We start from the raw sequence: 11,920 nt of genomic DNA, 5'->3' as shown, positions 1-11,920 counted from the left end.
CGTCCGCGGCTGCGCCCCCAACGTGATGGGATGGACCATGCGCATCGTCATTGCCGGCGCCTCCGGCCTTCTCGGCACCCACATGTCCCATACCTTCCGGGACGCAGGACACGACGTCGTCCGACTCGTCCGCGGGAAGCCGGCCGGCCCGGCGGAAATTGAGTGGGACCCGGCGGCAGGGCGGCTCGACGCTACGGCCCTCCAGGGCGCCGACGCCGTCGTGAACCTCTCCGGTGCGGGCATCGGGGACTGGCCGTGGACGCGCACGCGGGTGGCCGAGCTGTTCAACTCGCGCATTGGACCCACCCGGACCCTGGCGGCGGCGATGCACCGCCTTGATTCGCCCCCGCCGGTGTTCCTCAGCCAGTCGGGCTCCGGATACTACGGCGACGGCGGATCTACGGTCCTGCGCGAAACCTCGCCGCCGGGAACCGGGACCCTGGCCCGGATCTGCCGTGAGTGGGAAGCGGCGGCAGCGTCCGCTCCCGATGGAGTCCGCGTGGTGACCCCCAGGACCGGCGTGGTACTCAGCCGTTCCGGCGGAGCGCTGGGCCGGCTGATGCCCCTGCTTCGGGCAGGAGTAGGAGGACCGTTGGGGAACGGCCGGCAATACTGGCCGTGGGTGACGCTGCCGGATGTCTCCGCGGCGTTCCTGTTCCTGCTCACCGCACCCGTGAGCGGCCCCGTAAACCTCTGCGCCCCGGAACAGGCCGATGTCAACACGCTGGTCCGCGCCTTGGGACGGGCACTCCACAGGCCGGCCGCGCTGCGCGTCCCCGCTCCGGTACTGCGGCTGCTCATGCGCGACCTCGCCGAAGAACTCCTGCTGGCCAGCCAACGCATGGAGCCGGGCGTACTCGCCAGGCAAGGATTCCAGTGGGAGCACCCGGACGTGGAATCCGCAGCCGCGTGGGTTGCCAACCGGAAGGGATGACGGGAGCCAGGTGCGCTGTGTGCCCGCGGCGGGATTGGGCGCGGTTGCAAGTCAGCTGCGTCCCGGGGTCAAGGGCCGGAAAGGACCTCGCTGACCCGCCAGCTTCCGGCGTCGGAGACCAGCACCAGCCTCAGTGACTGCGGCCGGCCTGCCGGGCCCACGCCCACCACCGCTCCGGCGGCATCCCGTTCCTCGTAAGCCGTTGTTCTGGACTTCACCTGGACTATGGCCCGCGTCCCGGTGGCGCCGGCTTCGGTGCTGACCGCGGAAAGAGCTGTCGTAAAGCCCGTAAGGGCCGTGTCCAAGGCCATCAGCCGATGTGCCGTCTTCCGGTCCGCAGCGTCCGCGGGTGAACCGGTCCGGTTGACTTCGTCCAGCAGTTCAGGCCGGCCCAGGCTGAAGGCCAGGCTGCGGAGTGCTGCCAGCCCAAGGACAGCTTCCGAGGGATCCGACGCTGACGCAAGCTTCCTGGCCGCCTCCAGTTCCGCGATGGCCTTATCTTCCGCGGCGCCTGCGGCCCTCTTTGGTTCCTCCGGCAGTCCCGTCCCCGGCGACGGCACGGCGCCGGGGATCGATGCCGGGGCGCCTTGTGGCGCCGCCGCTCCGCCGGAGAGCCACCAGCCGGCGGCGGCCGTCAACCCAAGCATGCCCACAACCCATGGCCGCACGCCGGTGAGCCCTGACGCACGTCCCGCGCCGCGGCCACGCTCCCGGGGGGCCTGCTGTTCCGCGGCGTGCCTTCCTCGGACGGGTGCTATGGCAGGTCCTGCTGCGGGAAATGGCATTCGCGGCGGACGGCGGTCCTGCCCGGGAAACCTCGCGGTGAACGTCCTGGTCATTCCTTCGAATCGCCCCCGCAGCACGCTGGTTCGCCTAGCCGGGACATGCCGGCGCGTCAGCAACTCGGGGATCACGGTGGGGTGGACCGCCGGAGCGAGGTCCAGCGGCAACGGCGAGGCGCTCCGGAAGATGGCCGTGGCAAGTTCCGTCGCTGCGGGCCGTGACCGGCGGTCTTCGTTCAACCCCGATTCCAGGGCCACGGCCAGTTCCCTGGGCACCTCAGGACGCAGCAGGCTGAGCGGCGGGCGCACCGCGGATCGCGGAGGTGCGCTGCCGGTCAGGCAAAACCAGCCCACGGCAGCAGCCGCGTAGACATCGCCCTCGGGGTGAAGGCCCGCCCGCACCGCATCCACCGGCACCGGATCCGTAAACCCAGGTGTGCCGTGCCCTGCGCCCCCGCCGGGCTCCCCCACCATGCGCGCAATACCGAGATCGGCAAGCAACGGTTTGCCCTGCCCGGTGAACAGTACGTTCCCCGGTGAGACGTCCGAATGGGTCATGCCCTTCCCGTGCAGGTAGCCAAGGACCTGCGCGAGTGGCGTGAGGACGGTGACCACCTCCCCCACGGTCAGCTGTCCGCGGGCGGACACGAGCGAGGCCAGCGAACCGCCGGAGGCGTAATCCATCAGCAGCGCCTGGCGTTCACCGCAGGAATCCATCACCGTGACCGCCTCGTGAGCCCGTACCAGGTGAGGGTGTTCCAGGACAGAGAGTATACGGATTTCGCGCCGGATCCCGTCCGCGGTTAATGACTCCGGAAGAGCTTCCCCGGCACCCTGAAGCGGGGCACCGCCGTCAAAGCACTTCATCGCGAACCTGAGTCCTGTCTGCTCCTGGCGCACCAGCCATACAGTGGCGCTGCTGCCCCGCCCCAGCAACCGGTCAACGCTGAATCCGGGAACCTCCGGAGCCTTTGCATCATCCATGCCTTATGTCTAGCGGAATTCCCGGCCGCCTGCAGAAGTTATCCACAGGCTGCAGGACCGGCGTAGCAAAGTGCCCGGCCACGGTGAGTTTAAGCACTAAACCGGGCGCCATACGCTGGGGGGTCTAAGCTTGAAGTCATGACTCTTGAGTTTTCACAGCTCGGTCTTGCCCCTGATTTCATCGACTACACCCGTGGTTGGGAAATCCAAAGCGAACTCCACGCCAAAGTGGTGGCTGGCGAAGCCCCGAGCACAGTCCTCCTCCTGGAACACGCAGCCGTGTATACAGCCGGCAAACGGACAGAGGACCATGAACGGCCTTTTGACGGCACACCCGTGGTCCCCGTGGACCGCGGCGGCAAGCTCACCTGGCACGGCCCCGGCCAGCTGGTGGGCTACCCGATCATCAAACTTAAGAACCGCGCCGGGATCCGTGACTATGTGGAGCGACTCGAAGCGGTGATCATCGCCGTCCTGGCGGACTATGGCATCAAGGCGGACCGGATCAAGGGCCGGGCCGGAGTCTGGATCAAGGCTGATGCCAATGGTCCGGACCGCAAGATCGCTGCGATCGGGATCCGTGTCCACGAGAGCGTCACCATGCACGGATTTGCCATTAACTGCAATAACGATCTTGCCCCCTATGGTCAGATCATCGCGTGCGGAATCACCGACGCAGGTGTTACTACCATTGCCCGCGAAACGGGCAGGGATGTGGCCCCCGCAGACCTCGTCGACAGGATCGCCGAGGAATTGAAGAAGCACGAAGAAGCCCTGGTGGCCGCCCCTGAAGGAGTTTTACAGTGACATTGGCACCTGAGGGCCGGAAGATGCTGCGGATTGAGCAGCGTAACGCGGCTGTCCCGGTGGAGCGGAAGCCGGAGTGGATCAAGGCGAAGGTCCAGATGGGCCCGGAGTTCGTCGGGCTCAAGAACCTGGTGAAGAAAGAGGGCCTGCACACGGTGTGTGAGGAGGCCGGCTGCCCGAATATTTTCGAGTGCTGGGAGGACCGGGAAGCGACGTTCCTGATCGGCGGGTCCGAGTGCACCCGGCGGTGTGATTTCTGCCAGATCGATACCGGCAAACCGTCCCCGGTGGACATGTTCGAGCCGACCAAGGTCGCCCGGTCGGTGCAGTCGATGAACCTGCGCTACGCGACCGTGACCGGGGTGGCCCGGGATGACCTGGCCGATGAGGGTGTGTGGCTGTACGCCGAGACGGTCCGGAAGATCCATGAGCTGAACCCCGGTACCGGGGTGGAGCTGCTGATCCCTGACTTCTCCGGCAAACCGGAACACATCGCGGCGATCTGCGACTCGGCCCCGGAGGTGTTCGCGCACAACGTCGAGACCGTGCCCCGGATCTTCAAGCGGATCCGGCCGGCGTTCCGGTACGAACGTTCCCTGGATGTGATCACGCAGGGGCGGAACCTGGGCATGGTCACCAAGTCCAACCTGATCCTGGGCATGGGCGAAACCCGCGAGGAAATCAGCGAGGCCCTCCGGGACCTGCACGCGGCCGGGTGTGACCTGATCACCATCACCCAGTACCTGCGCCCGTCCGAACGGCACCTGCCCGTGGACCGGTGGGTCAAGCCGCAGGAATTCCTGGACCTGCAGCACGAGGCCGAGGAAATCGGTTTCCTCGGCGTCATGTCCGGGCCCCTGGTCCGCTCCTCCTACCGCGCCGGCCGGCTCTGGGCCACCGCCATGCGCAAAAAGGGCCGCGAAATCCCCGAACACCTCGCCCACATCGCCGAAGGCATCCAGGACTCCGGCACCACCCGCCAGGAAGCCGCCAGCCTCCTGGCCCGCTAAACCCCAACACCCCAACGCGGGGTCACTCCCGGCCCAATAAACCACCATTATCGGACCGGGAGTCACCCCGCGTTGTTTTTTGGAAAGGCAGGGGCCCGGGTCACGTAGAATTAAGGAACTATGGCGAAATCCCCTGACTCCAGCAATTCCCCTTCGGCAGACTCCGGCGCACAGAAGCGCGGTCTGTTCTCCCGCAAGCCCAAGGCGCCCAAAGCCAAGAAGCCGAGCCGGCTCAAGCAGATCCGCGAGGTCTTCAACATGACCCGCCGGCACGACCCCATGGTTCCGTGGCTGATGCTGGCGGTCTTCCTGGGGATCGTGGCCGTCAGTTTCCTGGTGGGCTTCCTGTTGGATAACTGGATCACCGGCCTCATCATCGGTATTCCGCTGGGCCTCCTGGCCGCCACCTTCATCCTGTCCCGAAGGGCGGAGCGTGCCGCTTTCGCCCAGATCGAGAACCAGCCCGGCGCCTCCGGCGCGGCCCTCGGCACCCTCCGCCGCGGTTGGATCACCGAAGAGCAGCCCGTTGCTGTAAACCCCCGCACGCAGGATGCCGTGTTCCGCGCCATAGGCCGTCCCGGCGTCGTACTGATCAGCGAAGGCCCCACGCACCGCGTCAAGCCGCTCCTTGATGCCGAGCGCAAGCGCCTGGCCCGGATCCTTCCCAACGTCACCGTGCACGTGATCGAGAGCGGCCGCGGCGAGGGACAGGTGCCGCTGAGCCAGCTTGCCAGGCACATGGGCAAGCTGAAGAAGGAACTGACCAAGCTTGAAGTGAACGCCGTATCCAAGCGGATTTCCTCGCTGGGCAACCGGCTTCCCATTCCGAAAGGCATCGATCCGTACAAGGCGCGTCCCAGCCGCGGACGTTAGTCCCTCCGCCCCGGTTCCGGCTCCTGCCTGGACCGGGGCTTCTTACTGCCTGGCTTCTTCCACAGCACCTAAGGAACCGTCTTGCCATTCAATAACGCCCTGCTCCGCACCTTCCGTTTCCTCGCCGTGGGCGAGGCAATCAGTTGGGCAGCCCTTCTGGTGGGCATGTACTTCAAATGGATCGCCGGCACCACCGAACTTGGCGTGCAGATCGCCGGCCCCGTCCACGGGGCGCTCTTCGTGGCCTACGGCCTCGCCGCACTTGCCCTGTGGCGGGTGCAGCCGTGGCCCTTCCGGGTGGCCTTCTTTGCAGGCCTTTCGGCCGTGTTCCCGTTCGCCACGGTGCTCTTTGAACGGTGGGCCGGCAGGCGGGGTTTCCTGGATGCTGCGGGCCCGGCTGAACCGGCGAAGGACCCTGCCGGGGAGGCGGCGCTCGAAGGCAGCCGCCAATAGCCGGTCGTGGGCTTCGGCGAAGCCCTCAGTTCCGGACGAGGACCGTATTCATGGCCTTGTCGTGCAGTCCACGCTGGTCGGCGTCGAAAATGACTGCAGGAACCACCAGGCACAGCAGCAGCGCGCGGACCAGGCCTGCCAGCGGCCCGGGCGCCCCGCCGGCCAGACGCCGGACTGAGACCCCCATGGCCCGGTGGCCGATGCTGTATCCGAGCGTTCCGACCAGAAGTGCCTGTTCGATGGCGAAAATCGCCAGGGTTGCCCACCGGTCCCCCTCGAACGCGAAACCCGCGATGAGCATGGCCACGCCCCAGTCGATGATGATCGCTACGATCCGCCGGCCTGCGCGGGCGATGGAACCTGGCCCTGATTCGGGAAGTCCCAGCCGCGCTCCGGGGTACCTCGAGATGCCGGAAGTGTCCGGCCCGGTCAGCCATGAGCCAATGTCTTTGCGATCTACCACCGTCCAAGTTTACCGGCAGAAGCCGCCGCCCATACTGTGGATGCTTCTGGACCACAGTATGGACACCGGATAGCGTGGACATATCAGGGCATTCTGTAACCTGCCCGAAACAATGCGGACATGGACGGGAAATGCCGTGTCCATAGGCTGTTAGCAGTTTCAAGCGATCCCGCCAGGCGGGGCGTGAACCCCGCAGGACAACACGCGCAGGGTATGCCGCACCGGCTCCCTGCGTTTGGATTGCGCTGGATCAGTTGGCTGCAAGCCACATATTTACATATGCGTTAGGAGCATAGATGTTCAAGACTGCGGACGAAGTCCTCAAGTTCATCAAGGACGAAGATGTAAAGTTCGTCGATATCCGCTTCACCGATCTTCCGGGCGTCCAGCAGCACTTTAACGTCCCCGCCAAGAGTGTTGACGCAGATTTCTTCGTCAACGGCCAGCTCTTCGATGGATCCTCCATCCGCGGCTTCCAGGGCATCGCCGAGTCCGACATGCAGCTGATCCCGGACGTGACCACCGCGTTCCTGGACACCTTCCGCATGGAGAAGACGCTCGCACTGAACTTCTCGATCGTCAACCCGCGCACCGGCGATCCCTACCACCGCGATCCCCGCGGCGTGGCCGAAAAGGCTGAAGCCTACCTGGCCTCCACCGGCATCGCTGACACCGCGTTCTTCGCTCCCGAAGCCGAATTCTTCGTGTTCGACAACGTCCAGTACCAGTCCTCCCCGCAGGGCAGCTTCTACAAGATCGACTCCGAAGAAGCCCACTGGAACACCGGCCGTGAAGAAGAGGGCGGCAACCTGGGCTACAAGACCCCCGTCAAGGGCGGTTACTTCCCCGTCTCCCCCACGGACAAGCAGGCCGACCTGCGCGATGCTATGTGCGTCGCCCTGGACGAAGCCGGCCTTGAGGTCGAGCGCAGCCACCACGAAGTTGGATCCGCCGGCCAGGCCGAGATCAACTACAAGTTCACCACCCTGACCCACGCTGCCGATGACCTGCAGAAGTTCAAGTACGTCATCAAGAACACCGCTGATGCCTGGGGCAAGTCCGTTACCTTCATGCCGAAGCCTGTCTTCGGTGACAACGGCTCCGGGATGCACTGCCACCAGTCGCTGTGGAACGGCGGCGAGCCGCTGTTCTACGACGAAAAGGGCTACGCCGGCCTGTCCGACACCGCCCGCTGGTACATCGGGGGCCTGCTCAAGCACGCCTCCGCCGTCCTGGCCTTCACCAACCCCACGGTGAACTCCTACCGCCGCCTGGTCAAGGGCTTCGAGGCCCCGGTCAACATGGTCTACTCGCAGGGTAACCGCTCCGCCGGTATCCGTATCCCCATCACCGGTTCCAACCCCAAGGCAAAGCGCATCGAATTCCGCGCTCCGGACCCCTCCTCCAACCCGTACCTGGCGTTCGCTGCCCAGCTGATGGCCGGCATTGACGGTATCCGCAACCGCATCGAGCCGCCGGCTCCGATCGACAAGGACCTCTACGAGCTCCCTGCCGAGGAAGCCAAGGACATCCCGAAGGCTCCGGGCACCCTGGAGGAAGCACTGGAGGCCCTGCGCGAGGACAACGAGTTCCTGCAGGCCGGCGGCGTCTTCACCCAGGACCTGATCGACACCTGGATCGAGTACAAGTACGAGAACGAGATCCGCCCGCTGTCGCTCCGCCCGAACCCCTACGAGTTCGAGCTCTACTACGGCGTCTAGCCGCAACGCGAGGCTGAAGCAGGCATAGTCCTGCAGAGTCCGCTGCATCTGACAAGAGAAGGGCAGGTCCCGGGCGCAGTCCGCCCGGGACCTGCCCTTTTCTGCTGCCAGAATGGCAGCGCAGGATTTGATCAAGGTATGCGCAATTTCGGTCAGCGGTTCCCCTCCGCGTGGAAGACTCAACAGCTATGGGGAATAACTTCACACTTAAATCGGCGCTTGTAGCCTTTCTGGCATCGGGCCTCCTGGCTGCCGGCTTCTCCGCCCCGGCGGAGGCCGCTACGACGTACACCACGAGCCTGCGCGCGGCGGTGCGCGCCCTGCCCGTGGCCGCCGAAAACAACGCAGGGTACGACCGCGACCGTTACTTCGGACAGTGGATCGACCAGAACAGGGACTGCCAGAATACGCGTGCCGAGGTCCTCATCGCCGAAAGCAAAGTCGCCCCCCGGTACACGACCACCCGCAAATGCACGGTGGCCAGCGGCAGGTGGATCACAACATTCGATAACCGGGCGCATACATCTGCCACCACGGTCCAGATCGACCACATGGTGCCGGTCCATGAGGCATGGGGGTCCGGCGCCCGGGCCTGGACGCAGGCCCGCCGGGTTGCCTTCTACAACGACCTCGGTTACGCGGGCTCCCTGAACGCCCAGACAAGCAGCCTGAACTCCTCCAAGCAGGCGTCCGGTCCGGAGAGGTGGATGCCTCCGGCCAACAGGTGCCTTTACATCGCCCAATGGACCACAGTGAAGGCCCGGTGGGGACTGAAGGTGGATACGGCGGAGCGGGCCGCGCTGATCAAGTATGCCGACAGCTGCCCGCAGGTGCAGCTCACTATCACCAGGGTCTAGCTGCTGTCCACCGTTCAGTGGCCGTAGAAGACCCGTTCGAACACCGCGCGCGCCTGCCGGCTGACCCGTAGGTAGTCTTCCTCCAGTGCCGCCGCCTGGCCGGGTTCGTAGCCGCACCAGCGGGCCACGGCCTCAAGGTCCCGCCGCGAAGACGGCAGCAGGTCCGAAGCCTTTCCGCTCCAGATGACGTTGGCCGAACGGATCCTGCCCGCCAGCCGCCACGACCTGGCCAGGATGCCGGCGTCTTCCCGGGCTACGAGGCCCAGGCCGGCGGCTGCCTCCAGTGCTTCCATGGTGGAGGTGGTCCGCAGCTCCGGGTGCGCGCCCGCGTGCTGCAGTTGCAGGAGCTGAACGAGCCACTCAACGTCGCTGAGGCCGCCCCGGCCCAGCTTGAGGTGGCGGGCGGGATCGGCCCCGCGGGGCAGTCGTTCCGACTCGACCCGGGCCTTGACCCTCCTGATTTCCCGGACGTCCTGGTCCGTCACCGATTCGGGGTACCGGATGGGATCGATCAGCTGGGTGAAATCGTCAGCGAGCCCGTCATCGCCGGCCATGGGCCGGGCGCGGAGCAGCGCCTGCGCCTCCCAAATCAGCGACCATCGCCGGTAGTACTCGGCGAACGAATCCAGGGAGCGGACCATGGCCCCGTTCTTTCCCTCCGGGCGAAGGTCAGCGTCGATCTGGAGGACGCGCTCAGCCATAATGGCAGGCTTCAACGGCTGCGTCAGCAGGCTGGACACCTTGCCGACGATCCGAAGGGCCTGTTCCCGGGCCTCCTCCTCGGAGTAGCCCGGCAGCGCGCGGTGGACATACATGACGTCGGCGTCAGAACCGTATCCGATCTCGCGGCCGCCCTGGCGTCCCATGGCCACCACCAGCACAGCGGTCTTCAGCGGACCCGTGCCGGAGACGATGCCTTCGGCAACGCGCAAGGCACCAAGCACGGCCGCCCGGTCCGCGTCCGCCAGTGCCGTGCCCACCCGGTCCTGGTCCACGAGTCCGGCCGAATCGGCGATGGCTATGCGGAGGGTTTCCCTGCGCCGGATCAGCCGGATCAGGCGCATCGCGCTCTCCGGCTCGGAGTGCCGTGCCATCTTGGCCGTGATTTCCTGCCATTGCGCCTCGAAGGACAGCGGCGCAAGGTCTTTGTCCTGGCCAAGCCATGCGACTGATTCGGGCGAAACCTCCAGGAGGTCAGAAATCAGCCGGGAGTTGGAAAGCATGTGGCAAAGCCGCTCAGCGGCGGCATTCGAGTCCCGCAGCAGGCCCAGATACCAGTGCGTGGTGCCCAGGGCCTCGCTGATCCTACGGAATGCCAACAGGCCGGCGTCCGGGTCCACGCCCTCGGCCAACCAGTCCAGCAGGACCGGCAACAGCTGCCTCTGCAGGGCCGCGCGGCGGCTCACGCCGGCGGTCAGCGCCTCGATGTGGCGCATGGCGCCCTGCGGATCGCGGTAGCCCAGCGCGGCCAGCCGCCCCTGCGCCGCTTCCGGGGTGAGACGGGCATCCTCGCTGCTGAGCTTGGCCGCAGTGTTTAGCAGCGGCCGGTAGAAGATACGTTCGTGCAGTTCCCGTACCGATTTCTTGGTTTTCTGCCAGGCGGCCACGAGGGCGTCGGGGTGCGGACGCTCGGTGGAGAACGGCCCGAGCACGCCCTTGGCCAGGGCGCGCAGCGCCGGTTCCGCTACGGGCATCAGGTGGGTGCGCCGGAGCTGAAACAGCTGGATCCGGTGCTCCAGGAGGCGAAGGTAGCGGTAGGCGTTGTCGAACGCGGCGGCGTCCGCGCGGCCAATGTAGCCGCCGCTTGAGAGGGCGGCTATCGCCGAAGTGGTGTCCCGCCGTCGTAATGATTCATCCACTTTGCCGTGCACCAGCTGCAACAGCTGCACGGTGAACTCGACGTCCCGCAGGCCGCCCCTCCCGAGCTTGATCTGGCGGGCCTCCTCGGCCGGCGGTATATGTTCGGTTACCCGGCGCCGCATGGCCTGGACGGACTCCACGAACCCGTCGCGTCCGGCCGAACTCCAGATCAGCGGTGCAACCGCTTCCTCGTAGCGCCGCCCCAGCCCGGCATCTCCGGCGATGTGCCGCGCCTTGAGCAGCGCCTGGAACTCCCAGCTCTCCGCCCACCGCGCATAGTAGGACTCGTGCGAGGCCAGCGTCCGCACCAGCGGACCGGACTTCCCCTCCGGCCGGAGGTTCGCGTCCACCTCCCACAGCCCGGGTTCGCGCGCAACCGAAGAAATGGCGCGGGAGATGCCGCTGGCCAGCACGGTGCCAATGGTGTTGGCCTGCGCGTCCGCCAGGCCGCCGGCGTCGATGACGTAGATGACGTCGACGTCGGAGATGTAGTTCAGCTCCCGGGCCCCGCATTTGCCCATGCCAATAACGGAAAGCCCGACGCCGGCCACCTCGCCTTCGCCGAATTGGCCCGCCGCTTCGGCGCGGGACACCGCCAGGGCGGCCTCGATGGCAGCCCCCGCCAGGTCGGCCAGTTCGCCGCCGACGGAGGGCAGGAAGTCGAGCGGGTCGGCGGCGCAAAGGTCCTTGACCGCCAGGTCCACCACTCCCCTGCGGTAGGCGGTGCGGAGGGCCACGTAAGCCTCCACCCCGGTCATGGCCGACACCGGCCTCGCTGCCCGCGGATCCGCGCCCACTGCCCGCAGCAGGGCCGCCCGAAGGACCGCAGGATCGGACTGGAGCGGCTCAGGGCTGGCCCGGACATCGAAGGCTTCCAGGTGTTCGGGATGCCGGATCAGGAACTCGCCCAGCGCCTCGGAGGCACCGAGCACCCGGTACAGCGGTTCGCTCGCCTCTGGATCCGCCCCGGCCAGGTCCCGCAGCGCCGGGTGCTTCTCGATCAGCCGGACCAGGGACTGCAGCGCGGTGTCCGGGCTCGCCGCCATCTGGAGACCGGCAAACAGCCTGTCCCGGTCCAGGCCGTCCAGTTCCCGGGCAGCAAGGAACCGCTCCCCTTTGTCGAGGTCGCTGAAACCGGCCGCGATGAGGCGGCGTGCCAGGCTCACGCCCGCGGCC

At 66.5% G+C, this 11,920-nt stretch carries 10 protein-coding genes; 7 read left to right on the top strand and 3 right to left on the bottom strand.

The annotated features are described in order from the left end of the window. The first annotated feature begins 37 nt into the window (after window positions 1–37). Complete coding sequence (locus ACIQCN_RS03465) at window positions 38–934, top strand: TIGR01777 family oxidoreductase (protein WP_400609418.1); 897 nt, start codon at window positions 38–40, stop codon at window positions 932–934. Between the two features lie 68 nt (window positions 935–1,002). On the opposite strand, the gene ACIQCN_RS03460 is transcribed toward ACIQCN_RS03465, so the two are convergent. Then, window positions 1,003–2,700, bottom strand: a complete 1,698-nt coding sequence (locus ACIQCN_RS03460) for a serine/threonine protein kinase (RefSeq protein WP_400609416.1) — start codon at window positions 2,698–2,700, stop codon at window positions 1,003–1,005. A gap of 138 nt (window positions 2,701–2,838) precedes the next feature. Between ACIQCN_RS03460 and lipB the strand changes: the two genes are divergently transcribed. The 4 genes from lipB to ACIQCN_RS03440 all read left to right on the top strand — a co-directional run bounded on the left by lipB (window position 2,839) and on the right by ACIQCN_RS03440 (window position 5,843). Continuing rightward, window positions 2,839–3,507: a lipoyl(octanoyl) transferase LipB gene (lipB, locus tag ACIQCN_RS03455; RefSeq protein WP_400609414.1), complete on the top strand. Its 669-nt coding sequence runs from the start codon at window positions 2,839–2,841 to the stop codon at window positions 3,505–3,507. Beyond that, a complete protein-coding gene (lipA, locus tag ACIQCN_RS03450) occupies window positions 3,504–4,517 on the top strand; it encodes a lipoyl synthase (protein WP_377215124.1) in 1,014 nt (337 codons plus the stop codon). The genes lipB and lipA overlap by 4 nt, the downstream gene beginning before the upstream one ends. Before the next feature lie 120 nt (window positions 4,518–4,637). Continuing rightward, complete coding sequence (locus ACIQCN_RS03445; protein WP_400608440.1) at window positions 4,638–5,390, top strand: DUF4191 domain-containing protein; 753 nt, start codon at window positions 4,638–4,640, stop codon at window positions 5,388–5,390. Window positions 5,391–5,471: 81 nt separating this feature from the next. Continuing rightward, on the top strand, window positions 5,472–5,843 hold the full coding sequence (locus ACIQCN_RS03440) for a DUF3817 domain-containing protein (RefSeq protein WP_400608438.1): 372 nt from the start codon (window positions 5,472–5,474) through the stop codon (window positions 5,841–5,843). A 25-nt stretch (window positions 5,844–5,868) separates the two neighbouring features. Here ACIQCN_RS03440 and ACIQCN_RS03435 read toward each other — a convergent pair whose 3' ends face one another. Then, the gene (locus ACIQCN_RS03435; protein ID WP_400608436.1) at window positions 5,869–6,306 is read right to left on the bottom strand and encodes an RDD family protein; all 438 of its coding nucleotides are present in this window, start codon (window positions 6,304–6,306) and stop codon (window positions 5,869–5,871) included. A gap of 296 nt (window positions 6,307–6,602) precedes the next feature. Between ACIQCN_RS03435 and glnA the strand changes: the two genes are divergently transcribed. Together glnA and ACIQCN_RS03425 are read left to right on the top strand one after the other, a co-directional pair. Further along, window positions 6,603–8,027 carry a type I glutamate--ammonia ligase gene (gene glnA, locus ACIQCN_RS03430; RefSeq protein ID WP_018763577.1) on the top strand — a complete coding sequence of 475 codons (1,425 nt, stop codon included), beginning with the start codon at window positions 6,603–6,605 and terminating at the stop codon, window positions 8,025–8,027. Window positions 8,028–8,215: 188 nt separating this feature from the next. Beyond that, entirely contained in the window at window positions 8,216–8,884 is a 669-nt protein-coding gene (locus ACIQCN_RS03425; RefSeq protein ID WP_400609412.1) for an HNH endonuclease family protein, read from the top strand. 14 nt (window positions 8,885–8,898) lie between these two features. Here the strand turns inward: ACIQCN_RS03425 and ACIQCN_RS03420 are convergent, their stop codons facing one another. Continuing rightward, on the bottom strand, window positions 8,899–11,910 hold the full coding sequence (locus ACIQCN_RS03420) for a bifunctional [glutamine synthetase] adenylyltransferase/[glutamine synthetase]-adenylyl-L-tyrosine phosphorylase (protein ID WP_400608432.1): 3,012 nt from the start codon (window positions 11,908–11,910) through the stop codon (window positions 8,899–8,901). Window positions 11,911–11,920 lie beyond the last annotated feature (10 nt).

Origin of the sequence: Pseudarthrobacter sp. NPDC092424 (genome assembly GCF_044754925.1) — a bacterium.
GTDB lineage: Bacteria > Actinomycetota > Actinomycetes > Actinomycetales > Micrococcaceae > Arthrobacter.
This window is presented reverse-complemented; position numbering and strand designations above follow the sequence as displayed.